At 70.9% G+C, this 18,429-nt stretch carries 15 protein-coding genes; 5 read left to right on the top strand and 10 right to left on the bottom strand.

The window, feature by feature from the left end; translation table 11 throughout:
• Window positions 1-696 (bottom strand): hypothetical protein, encoded by a 696-nt coding sequence (locus HBB12_RS24130; protein ID WP_236991691.1) that lies wholly within the window; start codon window positions 694-696, stop codon window positions 1-3.
• A 452-nt stretch (window positions 697-1,148) separates the two neighbouring features.
• Here HBB12_RS24130 and HBB12_RS24125 point away from each other — a divergent pair, with 452 nt between their 5' ends.
• The 3 genes from HBB12_RS24125 to HBB12_RS24115 are packed head-to-tail and all read left to right on the top strand — an operon-like array spanning window position 1,149 to window position 6,066.
• Window positions 1,149-1,973, top strand: a complete 825-nt coding sequence (locus HBB12_RS24125) for an FAD binding domain-containing protein (protein ID WP_236991690.1) — start codon at window positions 1,149-1,151, stop codon at window positions 1,971-1,973.
• A gap of 11 nt (window positions 1,974-1,984) precedes the next feature.
• Entirely contained in the window at window positions 1,985-4,735 is a 2,751-nt protein-coding gene (locus HBB12_RS24120) for a molybdopterin-dependent oxidoreductase (RefSeq protein ID WP_236991689.1), read from the top strand.
• Entirely contained in the window at window positions 4,726-6,066 is a 1,341-nt protein-coding gene (locus HBB12_RS24115; protein ID WP_236991688.1) for an NCS2 family permease, read from the top strand. Before HBB12_RS24120 ends, HBB12_RS24115 begins: the two co-directional genes overlap by 10 nt.
• A 229-nt stretch (window positions 6,067-6,295) precedes the next feature.
• Here HBB12_RS24115 and lexA read toward each other — a convergent pair whose 3' ends face one another.
• The 4 genes from lexA to HBB12_RS24095 form a co-directional block, all read right to left on the bottom strand.
• Window positions 6,296-7,033: a transcriptional repressor LexA gene (gene lexA, locus HBB12_RS24110; protein WP_236991687.1), complete on the bottom strand. Its 738-nt coding sequence runs from the start codon at window positions 7,031-7,033 to the stop codon at window positions 6,296-6,298.
• 219 nt (window positions 7,034-7,252) lie between these two features.
• Window positions 7,253-10,027: an excinuclease ABC subunit UvrB gene (uvrB, locus tag HBB12_RS24105; protein ID WP_236991686.1), complete on the bottom strand. Its 2,775-nt coding sequence runs from the start codon at window positions 10,025-10,027 to the stop codon at window positions 7,253-7,255.
• Window positions 10,028-10,115: 88 nt separating this feature from the next.
• Window positions 10,116-11,183: a PAS domain-containing protein gene (locus HBB12_RS24100; RefSeq protein WP_236991685.1), complete on the bottom strand. Its 1,068-nt coding sequence runs from the start codon at window positions 11,181-11,183 to the stop codon at window positions 10,116-10,118.
• Window positions 11,180-12,157, bottom strand: coding sequence for a LysR family transcriptional regulator (locus tag HBB12_RS24095; RefSeq protein ID WP_236991684.1), 978 nt, complete (start codon window positions 12,155-12,157; stop codon window positions 11,180-11,182). The genes HBB12_RS24100 and HBB12_RS24095 overlap by 4 nt, the downstream gene beginning before the upstream one ends.
• 143 nt (window positions 12,158-12,300) lie before the next feature.
• Between HBB12_RS24095 and HBB12_RS24090 the strand changes: the two genes are divergently transcribed.
• Window positions 12,301-12,795 carry a VOC family protein gene (locus tag HBB12_RS24090; protein WP_236991683.1) on the top strand — a complete coding sequence of 165 codons (495 nt, stop codon included), beginning with the start codon at window positions 12,301-12,303 and terminating at the stop codon, window positions 12,793-12,795.
• A gap of 74 nt (window positions 12,796-12,869) precedes the next feature.
• Here HBB12_RS24090 and HBB12_RS24085 read toward each other — a convergent pair whose 3' ends face one another.
• Window positions 12,870-13,148 (bottom strand): DUF3297 family protein, encoded by a 279-nt coding sequence (locus tag HBB12_RS24085; RefSeq protein WP_236991682.1) that lies wholly within the window; start codon window positions 13,146-13,148, stop codon window positions 12,870-12,872.
• A gap of 368 nt (window positions 13,149-13,516) precedes the next feature.
• Here HBB12_RS24085 and HBB12_RS24080 point away from each other — a divergent pair, with 368 nt between their 5' ends.
• Window positions 13,517-13,855 carry a hypothetical protein gene (locus HBB12_RS24080; RefSeq protein ID WP_236991681.1) on the top strand — a complete coding sequence of 113 codons (339 nt, stop codon included), beginning with the start codon at window positions 13,517-13,519 and terminating at the stop codon, window positions 13,853-13,855.
• 385 nt (window positions 13,856-14,240) lie between these two features.
• Here the strand turns inward: HBB12_RS24080 and HBB12_RS24075 are convergent, their stop codons facing one another.
• The 4 genes from HBB12_RS24075 to HBB12_RS24060 are packed head-to-tail and all read right to left on the bottom strand — an operon-like array spanning window position 14,241 to window position 18,313.
• Window positions 14,241-15,482, bottom strand: coding sequence for an NAD(P)/FAD-dependent oxidoreductase (locus HBB12_RS24075; protein ID WP_236991680.1), 1,242 nt, complete (start codon window positions 15,480-15,482; stop codon window positions 14,241-14,243).
• Window positions 15,483-15,488: 6 nt separating this feature from the next.
• Window positions 15,489-16,385: a dihydrodipicolinate synthase family protein gene (locus tag HBB12_RS24070; protein ID WP_236991679.1), complete on the bottom strand. Its 897-nt coding sequence runs from the start codon at window positions 16,383-16,385 to the stop codon at window positions 15,489-15,491.
• Between the two features lie 34 nt (window positions 16,386-16,419).
• Window positions 16,420-17,406 carry a branched-chain amino acid ABC transporter permease gene (locus tag HBB12_RS24065; RefSeq protein ID WP_236991678.1) on the bottom strand — a complete coding sequence of 329 codons (987 nt, stop codon included), beginning with the start codon at window positions 17,404-17,406 and terminating at the stop codon, window positions 16,420-16,422.
• 1 nt (window position 17,407) lies between these two features.
• The gene (locus HBB12_RS24060; RefSeq protein ID WP_236991677.1) at window positions 17,408-18,313 is read right to left on the bottom strand and encodes a branched-chain amino acid ABC transporter permease; all 906 of its coding nucleotides are present in this window, start codon (window positions 18,311-18,313) and stop codon (window positions 17,408-17,410) included.
• Window positions 18,314-18,429: the final 116 nt, after the last annotated feature.

The following is an 18,429-nucleotide window of genomic DNA, read 5'->3' as shown; positions in this document are numbered from 1 at the left end:
TCAGGCGGCCGGTCCGGCCTCCGGCGCGGCGGTGATGAACCAGGGCTTCACCCCGACGCCGCGCCGCAACGAGTACATGTAGAAGATCGGCATGGTCGCCGGGAACAGGTCGCGGAACTCGCTGCCGTTGAAGGTGACGAACACCGCCTCCGGGAAGGCCGCCGCCACGGCGCGCTTCTCGACCATGTTCATGCGGTGATAGTCGAGGGCGCCCTGCTCGGTGGAGCCCTCGCCGCGATACCACTTGGCCGCGCAGGCGATCAGGCTCGCCAGGATCGCGCCGGAGGGCTCCTCCTCGGGCGTGTCCGCCCCGATCTCCCGGGCGAAGGCGACGACGTCGCTGAGCCGGATGCTGGCGAAGCCGCGGGCTTGCGCTGCGGCATCGATGGCGCCGAAATAGGCATCCGCCGCCGCGGCCGGGTGCCCGTTCAGCGCCGCATGGGTGTCGGTGAAGATCAGCCGGAAGACCGCCCCGGGCGCGTAGGCCTGGCGCACCCGCTCGGCGAGCTGGCCGAGATAATCGAGGCAGGCGAGATCCGGCGCGGCGATCCCGGCCCGCGGGCCCTTGCCCCAGTACAGCACGAATTCGAGCGGCCGCCCGGCCCGTATCGCCGCCTCGACCGCCGGCACCAGCCGCTCGGGATTGCCGGGCTGTTCGCGCTTGAACGCCCAAGTGTTGAACGACTTGATGATCAACTCAGGATTGAGTGCCCTGGGTGACGTCGCGCTGCTCCGAACTTTCTTTCGTGTCGATGCCATGTCGAACGGCAGCGACGCGGCTTCGATAAGGCCGGCTTCGCTGGGATAGGCCGATTGCATGTCCTTCACCCCTGTCTCGCATCCCAACGTAAAGCCGGAAATAAACTTTTCTAGCTTCGGCATGATGGCGGCCTGCTCATCGTCCCGTGATGCGCGATAAGGGCGTTAACGACTTACTAAAGTCAATCGAGAATCTAACAGAAGGTTAATACGCTCACAGCAATTGTCGTGAATTCACGGGGGCGGCCGGCCTGGGCTGGACGCTCGGGGCGGCGGCACGGCGTAGGCCGCCCGGCGCGCGCGAGCCCTGCCGCATTGGACGCGATCTTGCCTTACGATAGCGGCGGCCCCGTCCGGGGGGCGCAGGCGGGAGGCGCGCGAGACGGCTCATGGACCTCGACAGCATCACGGAGGTGGTGGCGCCCCGCAGCCGCGCCGCCCTGCCGGCCTGGCGGCCCGGAGATTCCTGGCTCGCCGGCGGGACCTGGCTCTTCTCCGAGCCGCAGGAGGGGATAGGCCGGCTGGTCGATCTGCCGTCCCTCGGCTGGGAGCCCCATGCGGTGTCGGAGCAGGGCCTCACGCTCGCCGCGACCTGCACCATCGCGGCCCTCGACCGGATCGAACTGCCGGCCCCTTACGCCGCAGCACCCCTGATCGGCCTTTGCTGCCGGGCGCTCCTCGGCTCGTTCAAGGTCTGGAACGCCGCGACCGTCGGCGGCAACGTCTGCCTGGCGCTCCCCGCCGGGCCGATGATCGCGCTCGCGGTCGCCCTCGACGGCATCGGCCTGATCTGGACGCCGGAAGGCGGCGAGAGAACCTTGCCCATCCGCGACCTGGTGCGCGGGCCGCAAGACACGGCGCTCGAAACCGGCGAGATCCTGCGGGAGATCACCCTGCCGGCGGCGGCCTTGTGCCGTCGCGCTGCCTTCCGGCGCCTGTCCTTGAGCCCCAACGGCCGCTCCGGGGCGCTGACCATCGCCACCCTGGACGCCTCGGGCGCCTTCGCCCTCACGGTGACGGCGGCGACGCGGCGCCCGGTCAGGATCGACCTGGGCAGCCTGCCGGAGGCCGGGGAACTGGCGGCGGCCCTCGCCGCCGCGATCCCGGACGGGCTCTGGTACGACGACGTCCACGGTGCGCCGGACTGGCGCCGCCACGTCACCGGGCTTCTGGCCGAGGAGGCCCGGGCCGAGCTCGCGGGAGGCGGCGCATGAAACCGGCGAGCATGAGATTGACGGTCAACGGAACGGTCCACGAGGCCGCGCCCCGCGCCGGGCAGTGCCTGCGCACGTTCTTGCGCGAACTCGGCTGGTTCGGGGTCAAGAAGGGCTGCGATGCCGGCGATTGCGGCGCCTGCACGGTGCATGTCGACGGCGAGCCGCTGCATGCCTGCCTGGTGCCGGCCTTCCGGGCGGCGGACCGGAGCATCACCACGATCGAGGGGCTGGCCGGCCCCTGCGCGCCGGGGGACGGCGTGCCCGGCACCCTCCACCCGGTCCAGGCGGCCTTCGTCGCCGCGCAAGGCTTCCAGTGCGGCTTCTGCACCTCCGGGATGGTGATGACGGCCGCCGCCCTCGACCAGGGCCAGCGGCGGGACCTGCCGGCGGCGCTGAAGGGCAATCTCTGCCGCTGCACCGGCTACCGGTCGATCGCCGACGCGATCGACACCGCCAACGCGATCGAAGGCCTCGACGGCCAAGTCCCGGCGCCCTGCCCGGCCCCCCGCGAGCACAGCCCGCCGGCTCCCGCCAGCGCCGCCATCGTCAGCGGCCGGGCGCGCTACACCCTCGACCTCACTGTTGCCGGCGCCCTGCATCTCAAGGTGCTGCGCTCGCCCCACGCCCATGCGCGGGTGCTGCGCATCGACGCGGCGGCCGCGCTCGCCCTGCCCGGGGTGGTGCGGGTGCTGACCCACGCGGACGCACCGGACCGGCTCTTCTCCACCGCCCGGCACCAGAACCCCGCCGACGATGCCAGCGACACGCGGGTGCTCGATTCGGTGATGCGCTTCGTCGGCCAGCGCGTCGCGGCGGTGGTCGCCGAGAGCGAGGCGGCGGCGGAGGCCGGCTGCCGGGCGCTCGTCGTCGACTACGAGGTGCTGCCGGCCTGCCTCGATCCCGAGCAGGCGCTTTCCCCCGACGCACCGCTCGTCCACGGCCTGCGCCCCACGGGGGAGGACGCGCCGCCGCTCCATCCCCATCCCAACCTCGCCGCCGAGGCGCATGGCGAGATCGGCGACGTGGCGGCCGGCCTTGCCGCGGCGGACGTGGTGCACGAGGGCACCTACCGCTCGCAGCGGATCCAGCACGCGCATCTGGAAACCCATGCGGCGATCGGCTGGCGCGATTCCGATGGACGCCTCGTCATCCGCTCCAGCACCCAGGTGCCGTTCCTCACCCGCGACGCGCTCTGCGCCCTGTTCGATCTCCCGCGCGAGGAGGTCCGGGTCGAGTGCGGCCGGGTCGGCGGCGGCTTCGGGGGCAAGCAGGAGATGCTGACCGAGGATCTGGTGGCGCTCGCGGTGCTCGCCACCGGCCGGCCGGTGCGCTGGGAATTGACCCGCACCGAGCAGTTCACCGCCACCACCACCCGCCACCCGATGCGGGTGCGGGTGCGCCTCGGCGCCCGCCGCGACGGCACCCTGACGGCGATCGACCTCCAGGTGCTGTCGAATACCGGCGCCTACGGCAACCATGCCGGCGGCGTGCTGCATCACGGCTGCAACGAGGTGATCGCGGTCTATCGCTGCGCCAACAAGCGGGTCGCGGGCTATGCCGTCCACACTCACACCCTGCCGGCGGGGGCATTTCGCGGCTACGGATTGAGCCAGACCATCTTCGCGGTCGAATCCGCCATGGACGAGCTCGCTCGCGCCTTGACGCTCGATCCGTTCGAGTTGCGGCGACGCAACGTGGTGCGGCCCGGCGACCCGATGGTCTCGACGAGCCTCGAACCGCACGACGTGCAATACGGCAGCTACGGCCTCGACCAATGCCTCGACGCGGTGTCGGCGGCCCTGGCCGAGCCCCCTCCCCCCGCCCCGCCGGGCTGGCGCACGGGCTCCGGCATGGCGCTGTCGATGATCGACACCATCCCGCCGCGAGGCCACTTCGCCGAGGCCCGGATCGCGCTCGGGGACGACGGGGCCTACGCCTTGCGCGTCGGCACGGTCGAGTTCGGCAACGGCACCTCGACGGTTCATGGCCAGATCGCCGCCGAGGCCTTGAGCACCACCCCGGACCGGATCGCCCTGCGCCAGGGCGACAGCGACGCGGTCGGGCACGATACCGGCGCCTATGGCAGCACCGGCATCGTGGTGGCGGGCCAGGCGACCTTGCGGGCCGCGCAAGGCCTGGCCGACATCCTGCGCCGGCGCGCCGCCGCCCGGTTCGGGCTCGATCCCGCCGCCTGCCGGCTCGACGGCGACGCGGTCACGGCGGGAGAGGCCCGGGTCCCCCTCGCCGATCTCGGCCCGGCGGAGGCGATCGGCCATGCCGACGGCAGCCCGCGCTCGGTGGCGTTCAACGTCCAGGGCTTCCAGGTCGCGGTGCATTCGGGAACCGGCGAACTGCGCATCCTGCGGAGCGTCCACGCCGCCGATGCGGGCCGGGTGATGAACCCGGCGCAGTGCCGCGGCCAGGTCGAGGGCGGCGTCGCCCAGGCGCTCGGCGCGGCGCTCTACGAGGACCTGGCGATCGACGGCGAGGGCCGGGTCGCGACCCCGTCCTTCCGCACCTACCACATCCCGGCCATCGCCGACGTGCCCCGCACCGAGGTGATCTTCGCCGCCACCCACGACGCGGTCGGGCCGCTCGGCGCCAAGTCGATGAGCGAGAGCCCGTTCAACCCCGTCGCGGCGGCTCTGGCCAACGCCATCCGGGACGCGACCGGCGCGCGGCTGACCGCGACGCCCTTCGCGCCCGACCGGATCTACCGACAGATCAGAGAGAGCGACGAGGAGCAGCGATGGACATGAAGCGCGACGCCGGCCTGACCCGGCCCCCGGGTTTCCTGGAGCGCACCTTCGCGCTCTCGGCCCACGGCACCACCGTGCGCACGGAGCTGCTCGCCGGGCTCACCACCTTCCTGACGATGGCCTACATCGTCTTCGTCAATCCCAACATCCTGGGCGATGCCGGGATGCCCAAGGGGGCGGTGTTCGTCGCGACCTGCCTCGTCGCGGCGATCGGCTCGCTGGTGATGGCGTTCTACGCCAACTACCCGATCGCGCTGGCGCCGGGCATGGGGCTCAACGCCTACTTCGCCTATGTGGTGGTGCTCCAGATGGGCTACACCTGGCAGGCGGCGTTGGGCGCGGTGTTCATCTCCGGCCTGTGCTTCATGGTCGTCACGCTGACGGGGCTGCGACGGATCATCGTCGAGGGCATTCCCCGCTCGATGCGCATCGCGATCACGGTCGGCATCGGGCTCTTCCTCGCGATCATCGCGCTGAAGAGCGCCGGCGTGGTGACGGCGAGCCCCGCGACCTTCGTGACGCTGGGCGACCTGCACAAGCCGAGCACGGTGCTGGCGGTGCTGGGCTTCCTGATCGTCGCGGTGCTCTCGGTGCGCAAGGTGCGCGGCGCGCTGCTTGCCGGCATCCTGACCGTGACGGCGTTGAGCTTCATCGTCGCCGACAACACCTTCCAGGGTGTGGCCTCGCTGCCGCCCTCGATCGCCCCGACCCTGTTCGCCCTCGACATCAAGGGCGCGCTGTCGGGCGGCCTGCTCAACGTGATCCTGGTGTTCTTCCTCGTCGAATTGTTCGATGCCACCGGCACGCTGATGGGCGTCGCCAACCGGGCGGGGCTGCTGACCGAGGGCAAGATGGAGCGCCTCGACAAGGCGTTGATGGCGGATTCCTCGTCGATCTTCGTCGGCTCGCTGCTCGGCACGTCGAGCACGACCGCCTATCTCGAGAGCGCGTCCGGCGTCGAGGAGGGCGGGCGCACCGGGCTCACCGCCGCCACGGTGGCGGTTTTGTTCCTGGCCTGCCTGTTCTTCGCGCCCCTCGCCGGCTCGGTCCCGGCCTATGCCACGGCGCCGGCCCTGTTCTACGTCGCCTGCCTGATGCTGCACGAGCTGGTCGATCTCGACTGGGACGACCTGACCGAGGTGCTGCCGGCCTGCGTCACGGCGCTGCTGATGCCCTTCACCTACTCGATCGCCAACGGCGTCGCCTTCGGCTTCATCACCTACGCGGTGATCAAGCTGCTCACCGGGCGGTTCCGGGACGTGAAGCCGGTGGTGTGGGTGATCGCCGCGGTGTTCCTGTTCAAGTTCGTGGCGACCGGCAGCGCGCACTGACGAGCGCGACGCCCTGAACCCTCCCCCCTCTGCGGGGGAGGGTGGCCTGCGGAGCAGGCCGGGAGAGGGGAACCACGCTTCCGGAGAGGTCGCGACCATAGTGACGGACGCCACCTGGATCAGCGTCGCGCTGCCCCTCTCGGCGGGACTTCGTCCCGCTGCGCTCACTCCGTTCGCCACCCTCCCCCGCAGAGGGGGGGAGGGTTCCCGCGCTTGACTGAAAGCCCCTTCAGTACTTCCGGACCAGGCTCACCAGCCGGCCCTGGATCCGCACCCGGTCGGGCCCGAGCACGCGGGTCTCGTAGGCCGGGTTCGCGGCCTCGAGCGCGATCGAGGAGCCGCGGCGGCGCAGGCGCTTGAGCGTGGCCTCCTCGTCGTCGATCAGCGCCACGATGATGTCGCCGGTATTGGCGGTTTCCTGGCGGCGGATCACCACGAGGTCGCCGTCGAGGATGCCGGCCTCGATCATCGAGTCGCCGCGCACCTCCAGGGCGTAATGCTCGCCGCTCGCCAGGAAGTCCGGCGACATCGCCACCGTGCGGCTCTGGCTCTGGATCGCCGAGATCGGCGTACCGGCGGCGATCCGGCCCATCACCGGCACGCTGACCGACTGGCCGTTCTCGTCCGACGCCGTCGCCATCGCGGGGATACCGGCCTGCCGCTTCGGCTCGTGAGCGCGCCCGCCCTCGACCACGCTGGGATTGAACCGCACCACCTCGGCCGTGGCCGCGACCGGCGCCGGTCCCGTCACCGTGTCGGGCAGGCGGATCACCTCGATCGCCCGGGCCCGGTTCGGCAGGCGGCGCAGGAAGCCCCGCTCCTCCAGGGCCGTGATCAGGCGGTGGATGCCCGATTTCGACTTGAGATCGAGGGCGTCCTTCATCTCGTCGAAGGACGGGGGCACGCCCGTCTCGCGCATTCTCTGCTGAATGAAGCGGAGCAGGTCCAACTGCTTACGCGTGAGCATGTGACACTCTCATCCCCGCGCTGCCGCGCTCCGGAAACAAATCGCGAACATGGTAAGCGTTCCGCAAGTGTTCCGCAAGCGGCTTCGAAAAAGCGGCGCGAGGGCGCAGCAACCGGGGTGATAGACGGGGATGTCACGGGTCGATCGGACGATGAGGCACGTTCCGCGCGGTGTTCGACCGGCGCGGGACTGTCCGCCGCGCCGGTCCGAGCCTGCGCCTCAGCCCCGCCCCTTGCGGCCCTTGTATTTCGGCTTCTGACCAGGAAACCCTTGCGTCGAGCGGCCGGTCGGGCGCTCGGCGTAGGTGAACGGCACCTCGCGGTCGGTGCCCGGGCCCATGTCGTCGAGGTCGGGCTGGCGGATGCGGGTGCCTTCGTCCGAGACGCCCTTGCCGCCCGGACCGTAGCCGAGCGGTTCCGCACCCCGGCGCTTGCGCTTGGCGCCGAAGCGGCCGGCCTCGCGCTCGACATCGGCCTGCTCGGCCATCGGGTCGTCGGCGATGGCGAGCTCGGTCGCCTGGAGCCGCTTGAGCTCGTCGCGCAGGCGCGCTGCCTCCTCGAAGTCGAGATCGGCGGCGGCCGCCCGCATCCTTTTCTCGAGGTCGGCCATCACCGCCTTGAGGTTGTGGCCGACCGTGACGGCGGATTTCGCCAGCCCCGTATCGACCTGGACGTGGTCGCGCTCGTAGACGCTCTCCAGGATGTCGGAGATGTTGCGCTTCACGCTCTGGGGCGTGATGCCGTGCTCCTCGTTATAGGCGAGCTGCTTCTTGCGCCGGCGCTCGGTCTCGGCCATCGCCCGCTCCATCGAGCCGGTGATGTGGTCGGCGTAGAGGATGCAGCGGGCGTCGGCGTTGCGGGCGGCCCGCCCGATGGTCTGGATCAGCGAGGTCTCGGAGCGCAGGAAGCCTTCCTTGTCGGCGTCGAGGATGCCGACGAGGGCGCATTCCGGGATGTCGAGGCCCTCGCGCAGGAGGTTGATGCCGATCAGAACGTCGAAGGCGCCGAGCCGCAGGTCGCGGATGATCTCGATCCGCTCCAGCGTGTCGATGTCGGAATGCATGTAGCGCACCCGCACGCCGTTCTCGTGCAGGTACTCGGTCAGGTCCTCGGCCATGCGCTTGGTCAGCGTCGTCACCAGCGTGCGGTAGCCGGCGGCCGCCACCTCCTTCACCTCGCCGAGCAGGTCGTCGACCTGCGAGCGGGCCGGGCGTACCTCGATCACCGGATCGACGAGGCCGGTCGGGCGGATGACCTGCTCGGCGAAGACGCCGCCGGTCTGTTCCAGCTCCCACTTCGCCGGCGTCGCCGAGACGTGGATCGATTGCGGGCGCATCGCGTCCCATTCCTCGAACCGCAAGGGTCGGTTGTCGAGGCAGGAGGGCAGCCGGAAGCCGTACTCGGCGAGCGTCGCCTTGCGGCGGAAGTCGCCCCGGTACATGCCGCCGATCTGCGAGACCGTGACGTGGCTCTCGTCGGTGAAGACCAGGGCGTTGTCGGGCAGGTACTCGAACAGGGTCGGCGGCGGCTCGCCGGGCTTGCGGCCGGTGAGGTAGCGCGAATAGTTCTCGATGCCGTTGCAGGCGCCGGTTGCCTCGATCATCTCGAGGTCGAAGGTGCAGCGCTGCTCCAGGCGCTGGGCCTCGATCAGCCGGCCCATCCGGGTCAGCTCCTCGACCCGCCACTTCAGCTCGTCCTTGATGCCCTTGACCGCCTGCTGGAGGGTCGGGCGCGGCGTCACGTAGTGGCTGTTGGCGTAGACCTTGACGAACTTGAGCGTGTTGAGGGTCTTGCCGGTGAGCGGATCGAACTCGGAGATCGACTCGATCTCGTCGCCGAACAGGCCGATGCGCCAGCCGCGATCCTCCAAGTGGGCCGGCCACAGCTCGATCACGTCGCCCCGCACCCGGAAGGTGCCGCGGGCGAAGTCGGACTGGATGCGCTTGTATTGCAACGCCACCAGGTCGGCGACGAGCTGGCGCTGCTCGATCTTCTCGCCGAGGCTGACGGTGAACGACATCGCCGTATAGGTCTCGACCGAGCCGATGCCGTAGATGCACGAGACCGAGGCGACGATGATGACGTCGTCGCGCTCCAGGAGCGCCCGGGTCGCCGAGTGGCGCATCCGGTCGATCTGCTCGTTGATCGACGATTCCTTCTCGATGAAGGTGTCGGAGCGCGCGACGTAGGCCTCGGGCTGGTAATAGTCGTAGTAGGAGACGAAGTACTCGACGGCGTTGTCGGGGAAGAAGCTCTTGAACTCGCCGTAGAGCTGCGCCGCCAGGGTCTTGTTGGGGGCGAGGATCAGGGCCGGGCGCTGGGTCTCCTCGATGACCTTGGCCATCGTGAAGGTTTTTCCCGAGCCCGTCACGCCGAGGAGCACCTGGTCGCGCTCCTGGCCCTGGATGCCGGCCACCAGCTCGGCGATGGCGCGGGGCTGGTCGCCGGCCGGGGTGAACTCGGAATTCAGCCGGAACGGGACGCCGCCCTCGGATTTCTGCGGCCGCTCGGGCCGGTGCGGGCGCCACAGCTCGCCGTTCTTGAACAGCGGGTTGCCCTCGGTGAGGAGCTTGGTGAGCGCGTCGACCGTCGCCGAGACGCCCTCGGCGGCAAGCGACCCGCGCTCCTCCACCGCCTCGCCGTCCGGCTCGCGCAGGCCCAGCGCCTGGGCCAGCGCCGGCTCGACGTCGGCGGCGTCGCCATGGGCGAAGGCGGCCTGCGGCGCCTCGCCGAAGCCCTCCGGGGTCGCCCCCTCTCGCTGCCCGGCCTTGTGCCCGGCCTTGCGGGCGGGCTCCGGAGAGGGCTCGGTCGCGACCGCGGCTTTGCGCGGGCGGCCGCGCTTCGGCGGTTCGGGCGGCGGCGGCGGCGCGATGACGGGCAGGCGGTCGCGGTTCAGCGCCGGGTTCAGCAGCTCGGCGAGGAACGGGTCGAGCGGCTTCAACTCGGGCTTCGAGGCCTTGCCGGTCGACAGGCGGGGCTTCTTCGGGGCGGGCATGCCCCCGATATGGCAAGCCATGCCGGGGCCGGAAAGGGCCCGCATCACCGCAGCCCGCGCACCGCCCCTCGAATCGGAGGAGCCTGGATCACCGCACCTTGGCGACCGCGATCGTGTCGCCCTCGACGAGCAGGAAGCCGATGCCGGCCCGGCGCAGGGCCTCGACCGCGGCGTGGCGGCTGCGGGCCGCCGGCCCCTCGCTCCCGTCCTCCAGGCGCCGGATGGTCGAGAGCGAGAGGCCGCTGGCCTCGGCGAGGTCGGCCATCGACCAGTCGAGCAGGCCGCGGGCGGCGCGCAGATGCGCGCCCTGGACGGCCTGTTCCAGGCCGCGCCGCGCCAGCCCGGTCGGCACCGGCCGGATCCCGTCGACCCGCGAATTCAGGCTGGCCCAGGTCTCGATCCGCCCTTCGGCGTCGCGCACCGGGACGAACACGCCCCGGAACCAGCCGCTCTCGCCGTCGGCCAGGGCCAGGGGGTTCTCGGCCACGAAGGGCAGCCCGGTCCGGATCCGCGCCAGGATGGTGTCGTAGGCTCTCGAGCGCTCCTGCGGCACCAGGATCCGGGTCCAGTCGTCGTGGAAGTCCTGCTGGGTCAGGCCGGTGAGGGTCAGGAGTTCGCGCGAGGCGATGCGGAACGTGTCCGAGTAGGGCGAGGCGTGCATCCAGGCCTGCGCCTGCTCGAACAGGGCCCGTCGGCGACGCTGCTCCTCGCGGTGCAGCAGGGCCAGGCGCTCGGTATCGGTCACGTCCAGCACCACCCCGGCCACCGCGCGCGGTCGCCCGTCCGGGGTGAAATAGGCCGTGCCGCGATTGGCCAGCACCCGCAGCGACCCGTCCGGCCGGATCACCCGGACCGTGTGGTCGTTGAAGGCCCCATCCCGCATCACCTGGGCGTTGTTCTCGATCGCCGGCCGGTCCTCCGGATGGACGAGGCTCAGGAACAGGTCGTAATCCGGCCGCACCGCACCGGGCTCGAAGCCGAGCAGCCGGAACAGGCCCGGGGACCAGCAATGCTCGTCCGTGGCGAAGGTCCAGGTCCAGCTGCCGGTCAGTCCGTGCGCCTCGACGAGGCGGAGGAAATCCTGGTCCGGGACGGTCGGCGGGCAGGCCGGGACGGGACCGGCCGGCAGGCCGTGCGGCGGCACGCGCCGGCTCATGACAGCCTCGCGGGCACCGGGCCGGCCTCCGGCCACGGGGTGTCGCACATCCCGGGCAGCGGATCGTCGGCTCCGAGCGGGGCGGGCAGGTCGCGGTCCCAGGGCGGATCGGCGAAACGGGCCGCCACGAACGCGACCAGGGCCCGGACCTTGGCGGGCGGGCGGCGCCGCGAGGGCATGACCGCGTGGATCGGCAGGGATGGGATGGCACCGAGATCGAGCGCCAGCAGGCTGCCGCAGCGGAGCGCCTCGCCGACCAGGAAGGTCGGCTGGTAGATCACCCCGAGCCCGGCGGCGGCGGCGGCCACCAGGGCGGCACCGTTCGAGGCGCGCAAGCTCCCCGCGACCGCGACCGTGGCGCCCTCGAAGCGCCAGCCGTCGCTGCTCGCCAGGGTGTAGCCGAGGCAGTTATGGGCGGAGAGGTCCTCGGGGCGCCGTGGCCGGCCTCTTGCCGCCAGGTAGGACGGCGCGGCGCAGACCCGCATCCGGCACGGGGCGAGCGCCCGGGCGACCAGGCTCGAATCGCGCAGGTGGCCGATCCGCAGGGCGAGATCCCAGCCCTCCTCGATCAGGTCGACCGGCCGGTCGTTGAGGCCGAGCTCGACGGTCAGCGACGGGTGGGCCTGCCCGAACTCCGCGAGGGCGGGGGCGACCTGCAGCACCCCGAACGAGACCGGCACGTTGAGCCGTAGGGTGCCGCGGGGCTCCGCCGCCTCGGCCCCGGCCGCCGCCTCGGCCTCGTCGATCTCGGCGAGGATGCGCTCGCAGGCCTCCAGGTAGTGCCGGCCGGCCTCGGTCAGGGTCAGGCGGCGGGTGGTGCGGTGCAGAAGCCGGGCACCGAGCCGGTCCTCGAGGGCGGCGACGTGCTTGGTCACCCCGCTCTGCGACAGGCCGAGCGCCCGCGCGGCGGCCGAGAAGCTGCCGGCGGCGGCGACGCGCACGAAGATCTGCATTCCGGTCAGCCGGTCGGGCACGGCTCGGTCTCACTCTGGACGTGTGAAGTGATGCTACGGGATGCCGGATTTCCGGACATTCTCAAAGGGTGCAATCTGCGCAAGCCGCACGGACGGCCTGCAAGTGGCGGACCGCACGGGGCGGGCCGCCGGAGGAGTGGAGCATGACCGGACCGATCGACCCGCGCACCCGCATCGGGCACGTCCACCTGCGGGTGGCCGACCTCGACCGGGCCCTCGGCTTCTATTGCGGGGTGCTCGGCTTCACGCTGATGCAGCGCTACGGCACCCAGGCGGCCTTCGTGTCGGCGGGAGGCTACCACCACCATATCGGGCTCAACACCTGGGACAGCGCCGGCGGCTTGCCCCCGCCGGCCGGCAGCACCGGACTCTACCACGTGGCGATCCTCTACCCGACCCGGGCGGCCCTCGCCGACGCCCTCGCGCGGCTCGACGCCGCCGGCATCCCGCTCACCGGCGCCAGCGACCACGGCGTCAGCGAGGCGCTCTACCTCGACGATCCGGACCGCAACGGGGTGGAACTGTACCGCGACCGGCCCGAGGGCGAGTGGCCGCGGGACGCGGCGGGGGGCCTGCAGATGGTCACCCGCCGCCTCGACCTCGCCTCCCTGCGGGAGGAGGCGACGCGAGCCCGCTGACGGCCCGCCCGGCATCGCGCGGCCGGGCGGGATCGGGCGCGAGGAGCCGGGGCGCCGGGTGTCCGCCCCGGCGGCTACTCGGCGTCGGCCGTGCCGGCCTCTTGAGTGCCGCCCTCTTGGGTGCGGAAATAGGGCTCGACCGGGCCCTTCAGCTTCACGGTCATCGGGTTGCCGAAGCGATCCTTGGCGTTGCCGGCGGCGAGCCGCACCCAGCCCTCGCTCACGCAATATTCCTCGACATTGGTCTTCTCGACGCCCTTGAAGCGGACGCCGACGCCGCGCTCGAGCAGGGCGGCATCGTGGAAGGGGCTGCGCGGATCGGTGCTGAGGCGGTCGGGCGGAGTATCGGTCATCGGTCTGGAGCCTTCGGGACTTGCTGCCTGTGGGAACGTGCCGGCGCCCCGATAGCCGCTCCGGGCGCCGCTGCCAATCCGCCTCCCGTCCCGGCCGCAGTTTGGAATTTTCATAATTCATGTGATAGTATATACCTCGGTTCGCAAAATAGAAAATCTCCAATATTTCAAATCAATCTTGCGCAGAGCGATGATGTCCTGCATTCAGGGCGGGCCGAACCCCGGCACGATCCCGAGATGGAGGCCGCGATGGCGCGAGCGCTGATCCTGATTCACGGCTGTGCCGGCCTGATCCGGGAGGGATGGCCTCCGGTCGGCCTGCCCTGGGAGCGGCTGGTCGGCCTCTTCAGCGACGGGAGGAGCGCGCGATGACCCTGCACCATCACCAACGCCGGCTCGCCGAGGCCGAGGCGCAGACCGAGAGCCGGCGGCAGGCCGCCCTGGAACAGGCCCTGACGCTCGCCTTCTGGGACGCCCTGGAGCGCGGCCCGCTGCCGCCGATGGCGGCGCTCGAAGCCGCCGCCCGCACGGTCGGCACGCTCTACCGACAGATCGCCTCCCTTCACGGCCCGGCGCCCCGCTGCGGCTGCGGCTGGCAGCCGGAGCCCGACGAGGACCTGATCCGCCTCGAAGCGATGCTCGCCGCCGCCCTGATCGAGCGGCCGCGGCCGAGTCTCGCCGACCTGCCGGTGGCGGGGCGGGCGTGAGGAGTTGTCGCGCACTGATTCTTCAGGAGCCATCCTCAACCCACGACCTCATCCTGAGGTGTCAGTCCATCGTCGATGGACTGACCTCGAAGGAGGCCTCCAGAAGCCTCTGCGATCCCCGGAGCCCTCCTTCGAGGTCAGTCGATTTTCAATCGGCTAACACCTCAGGACGAGGTTAGAGAATAGGATGATTTCGCCTGCCTCAAGCTTGAGTAGAAAATTCTGCTCAAACAGGCTGTCAGGTGTTTCAAAATAAAGCAGGATGGTCTCCGAATTACCTTGCACCATCCGCGGTTCTGGATTCCGAGCTCCGCTTCGCGGCCCTGGAACGACCAGGAGGGTGTCGATTCCGTCGAGAGAAGCCATCGGGCTCTCAACGATCCCCTCACCCGAACCGCCCCGCCCGCAACGCCTCGACCGCCACGGCCGGCGCCCGCCCCGCCAGCAGGTCCGCCACGATCCGCCCCGTCCCGGCGCTCTGCGTCAGGCCGAGATGGCCGTGGCCGAAGGCGTAGATCACGCGCGGGCTCGCCCGCGACGGGCCGATCACCGGCAGGCTGTCGGGAAGCGAGGGCCTGAACCCCATCCATTGCCGGCCGCCTGCGGTGTCGAGGCCCGGCAGGAAGGCGGCGGCCTTCGTCAGCATCGCGTCGGCGCGGGCGAAGTTGGGCGGGCGGTGGAGACCGCCGAACTCGACGGCGCCGCCGACCCGGATGCCGGTGGCGAGCGGCGTGACCACGAAGCCGTGGCCGCCGAAGGTGAGCTGGCGGCGCAACGGGAAGGCGCCGGGCGGCAACGTGGTGTTGTAGCCGCGCTCGGTGTCCAGCGGCACCCGGTCGCCGAGGCGGCGGGCGAGGTCCCGCGACCAGGCCCCAGTAGCGAGCACGCAGGCATCGGCCGTCAGCACCGTGCCGTCGGCGAAGGTCAGGCGCACGCCCTCCCCCGCGGGCGCGATGTCCCGCACCTCGCCCCTGGTGAGCGTGGCACCCCTCGCCATGGTGTCGGCGTGGAGCGCCAGGGCGAAACGGTGCGGATCGTCCACCGTCATCCAGTTCGGCGTGAAGGTGCCGGCGACGAAGCGGGGCGACAGGCCGGGCTGCAACTCCGCGAGGCGGTCAGCCCGGACATGCTCGAAGGCGATGCCCTCCCGCTCCCGCGCCGCCCAGCCGGGCCCGGCGGCGGCGAGTTCCGCCTCGCTCTCGTAGAGTTCGAGGTTGCCGTCGTGGCGAAGGCGCCCGGCGAGGCCGGCCGAATCCACCATCGCCGCCATGGCGTCGGCGGCGAGCCGCATCAGGCCGGACTGGACCTCCGTCGCGTGCCGGTGCCGATCGGGCAGGCTGGCGCGCCAGAAGCGCAGCAGCCAGGGCGCGATCCGCGGCAGGTAGGCCGGCGGCAAGGCCAGCGGCCCGAGGGGATCGAGCATCCAGCGCGGGGCCCTCCGCAGGATGCCCGGCGAGGCCAGCGGCAGCACGTCGGTGAAGGCGAGCGCCCCGGCATTACAGAGGCTCGCCCCCTCGGCGACGCCGCCGCGCTCGATCAGCCGCACCCGCCAGCCCTCGGCCAGCAGGTGATGGGCGGTGGCGAGGCCGACGATGCCGGCCCCGACGATCGCGACCTCGCGGGGCATCGGCCCTTACGCCGCCAGCTTCAGGGAGGGGCGGCGCTCCAGGGCGGTGCGGATGATCGCCTCGACGGCGGCCCGGCGCTCGCCCGAGAGAGGCTTCCTCGGCATCCGGACGTGCTCGGTCGAGCCGATCGCCAGCGCCTCGGCGAGCTTGATGTTCTGGACCAGGAAGGTCGAGACGTCGAGGTCGAGGAGCGGGCGGAACCAGCGGTAGATCTCGAGCGCCTCCGCGGTGCGACCGGCCTTCATCAGCCGGTAGATCGCCACGGTCTCGTCGGGGAAGGCGACGACGAGGCCCGCGACCCAGCCGACCGCGCCGACGCTCAGCGCCTCGAAGGCGAGGTTGTCGACGCCGGTCAGCACCGCGAAGCGGTCGCCGAAGTGGTTGATGATCTCGGTGGTGCGGCGGATGTCGTCGGAGGATTCCTTGATGGCGACGAAATGCTTGTCGCCGGCCAGCCGCTCCATGATCCGGGGCGTCACGTCGACCCGGTAGGCGACGCGGTTGGAATAGATCATCACCGGCAGGTCGCCCGCCGCCGCAACGGCGCTCAGGGTCGCGACGGTCTCGTCCTCGTCGGTGTGGTAGATCGGGCTCGGCACCACCATCAGGCCCGACGCACCGGCCTTGGCGGCACGCGCGGCGAGCGCGCAGGCCTCGCGGGTGCCGGCCTCCGAGACGGTCATCAGCACCGGATGGGGACCGGCGACCGACAGGGCGGTCTTCAGCACCTCGAGTCGCTCGTCGGGCGACAGCATCGGGCCCTCGCCGAGCGAGCCGCAGACGATCAGGCCGTCGCAGCCGGCCTGCATCTGGAGGGCGAAGCAGCGCTCCATCTCGGCATGGTCGAGGCTGCCCTCGGCGGTGAACTTGGTGGTGACGGCGGGAATGACGCCTGTCCACATGGTCGTATCTCCTTGAAAGATTGAGGTGAAGGAATCAGGCCGCCTCGGCGACCGGGGACGACCGGGGGCTCGGCGGCGCGGTCCGGGCGGCCCGGCGGTGGCGCCAGTGCAGCCACTCGCCGACGACGCCGCGGCGGAAGAACGAGACGCAGAGGATGAAGATCAGGCCGATCACCACCGTGACGAGGTCGCCGATGGTGGCGAGGTAGTTCTGCAACCCGACCACCAGGGCGGCGCCGACGAGCGGCCCGACCAGGGTGCCGACGCCGCCGAGCAGGGTCATCAGCACCACCTCGGTCGAGGTGTGGAGCGACACGTCGTTGAGCGAGACGAGGCCGAAGACCAGGGCCTTGAGGGCGCCGGCATAGCCCGCGACCGCCGCCGAGAGCACGAAGGCGAGGAGCTGGAACCGGGAGGCGTCGTAGCCCAGCGACACCGCCCGCGCCTCGTTGTCGCGCACCGCCTGGAGGATCTGGCCGAAGGGCGAATGCACCACCCGGTGGATGAACAGGAAGCCGGCGACGAAGAGCGCGAGCGCCACATAATACATCGCGGTGTCGTTCGAGAGGTCGACGAGGCCCAGCAATGTGCCGCGCGGGATACCCTGAAGCCCGTCCTCGCCGCCGGTCCAGCGGAACTGGACCGCCAGGAAGTAGACGATCTGCGACAAAGCGAGGGTGATCATCGCGAAGTAGATGCCGCGCCGCCGGATCGCCAGGCCGCCGATGGCGAAACCGACGAGCGCCGCCGCGGCCACTCCCGCCGCGAAGGACACCGGCACCCCGAGCGGATGAGCGCCGAGCCGGATCATCAGCGCGCCCGTCACGTAGCCGGCGGTGCCGAGGAAGGCGGCGTGGGCGAAGGAGACGAGGCCGGTGAAGCCGAGCAAGAGGTTGAACGCGCAGGCGAACAGCCCGTAGGCCATCACCTTCATGACGAAGATCGGGTAGATCAGCCCCGGCACCAGCGGCACCACCAGCAGCAGGGCCACGAGGCCGGCGAACAGGTGTCTGGAGTTCATCTCACGCCTCCCGCCCGAACAGGCCGGCCGGGCGCAGGAGCAGCGCCAGGGCCATGATGACGAAGACCACCACGGTCGAGGCCTCCGGATAGACCACCTTGGTCAAGCCTTCGATCAGCCCGAGGCCGAGCCCGGTCAGCATGGCGCCGAGGATCGAGCCGAGGCCGCCGATCACCACCACGGCGAAGACGATGTTGAGCAGGCTCCCGCCCATCAGCGGGGTGATCTGCATGATGGGAGCCGCCAGCACCCCGGCGATGCCGGCGAGCGCCACCCCGAAGCCGTAGGTGAGCGTGATCATCACCGGCACGTTGATGCCGAAGGCCTGGAGCAGGCGCGGATTCTCGGTGCCGGCGCGAAGATAGGCGCCGAGCTTGGTGCGCTCGAACAGGTACCAGGTGGCCAGGCAGATCAGCAGCGAGGCGACGACCACGAAGACCCGGTACTTGGGCAGCAGCATGAAGCCGACATCGACCGGACCTTGAAGAATCTCCGGCGGCTCGTAGCCCTGGCCCGACACGCCGAAGACGTAGCGAAAGCCGCCCTCCATCACCAAGGCCACCCCGAAGGTGAGGAGCAGGCCGTAGAGGTGATCGAGGTGGTAGAGCCGGCGCAGCAGGGTCCGCTCGATCGCCATGCCGAACACTGCGACGAGGGCGGGCGCCAGGACCAAAGCGAGCCAGAAATTCACCTGGAGGTCCGGCTGGCCGAGCCAGGGCCCTCCTTGAGTCAGCCCGATCCAGGCCAGGAACGCCGCCATCATGAACTGGGCGCCGTGGGTGAAGTTGATGATGTTCAAGAGGCCGAAGATGATCGCCAGCCCCATGCTCAGCATGGCGTAGAAGCAGCCGCCGATGAGCCCGATGGTGAGCTGGGCCATGAAGGCCTGGAGGGTGATGTCCGACATGGGGGCACCGGGGAGGATGAGGCGGGACGGTTCGGGTTTTCCCTCCCCCCTCTGAGCAGAGCTTTCAGGGGAAGAGAGAATGGCGCGGGTTTCCCCCTCTCCCCGCGGGCGGGGAG

The organism is Methylobacterium sp. SyP6R (assembly GCF_019216885.1).
GTDB lineage: Bacteria > Pseudomonadota > Alphaproteobacteria > Rhizobiales > Beijerinckiaceae > Methylobacterium.
The sequence above is the reverse complement of the archived record's forward strand: the minus strand, read 5'-3'. Positions and strand labels throughout refer to the sequence as shown.

What these genes read in the sequence shown, in the direction of transcription:
- HBB12_RS24070 (WP_236991679.1), bottom strand. Translation starts at nt 16,385, where the DNA reads ATGTGGACAGGCGTCATTCCCGCCGTCACCACCAAGTTCACCGCCGAG.
- HBB12_RS24075 (WP_236991680.1), bottom strand. Translation starts at nt 15,482, where the DNA reads ATGCCCCGCGAGGTCGCGATCGTCGGGGCCGGCATCGTCGGCCTCGCC.
- HBB12_RS24090 (WP_236991683.1), top strand. Translation starts at nt 12,301, where the DNA reads ATGACCGGACCGATCGACCCGCGCACCCGCATCGGGCACGTCCACCTG.
- HBB12_RS24100 (WP_236991685.1), bottom strand. Translation starts at nt 11,183, where the DNA reads ATGAGCCGGCGCGTGCCGCCGCACGGCCTGCCGGCCGGTCCCGTCCCG.
- HBB12_RS24125 (WP_236991690.1), top strand. Translation starts at nt 1,149, where the DNA reads ATGGACCTCGACAGCATCACGGAGGTGGTGGCGCCCCGCAGCCGCGCC.
- lexA (WP_236991687.1), bottom strand. Translation starts at nt 7,033, where the DNA reads ATGCTCACGCGTAAGCAGTTGGACCTGCTCCGCTTCATTCAGCAGAGA.
- HBB12_RS24085 (WP_236991682.1), bottom strand. Translation starts at nt 13,148, where the DNA reads ATGACCGATACTCCGCCCGACCGCCTCAGCACCGATCCGCGCAGCCCC.
- HBB12_RS24065 (WP_236991678.1), bottom strand. Translation starts at nt 17,406, where the DNA reads ATGAACTCCAGACACCTGTTCGCCGGCCTCGTGGCCCTGCTGCTGGTG.
- HBB12_RS24120 (WP_236991689.1), top strand. Translation starts at nt 1,985, where the DNA reads ATGAGATTGACGGTCAACGGAACGGTCCACGAGGCCGCGCCCCGCGCC.
- HBB12_RS24060 (WP_236991677.1), bottom strand. Translation starts at nt 18,313, where the DNA reads ATGTCGGACATCACCCTCCAGGCCTTCATGGCCCAGCTCACCATCGGG.
- HBB12_RS24115 (WP_236991688.1), top strand. Translation starts at nt 4,726, where the DNA reads ATGGACATGAAGCGCGACGCCGGCCTGACCCGGCCCCCGGGTTTCCTG.
- HBB12_RS24080 (WP_236991681.1), top strand. Translation starts at nt 13,517, where the DNA reads ATGACCCTGCACCATCACCAACGCCGGCTCGCCGAGGCCGAGGCGCAG.
- uvrB (WP_236991686.1), bottom strand. Translation starts at nt 10,027, where the DNA reads ATGCCCGCCCCGAAGAAGCCCCGCCTGTCGACCGGCAAGGCCTCGAAG.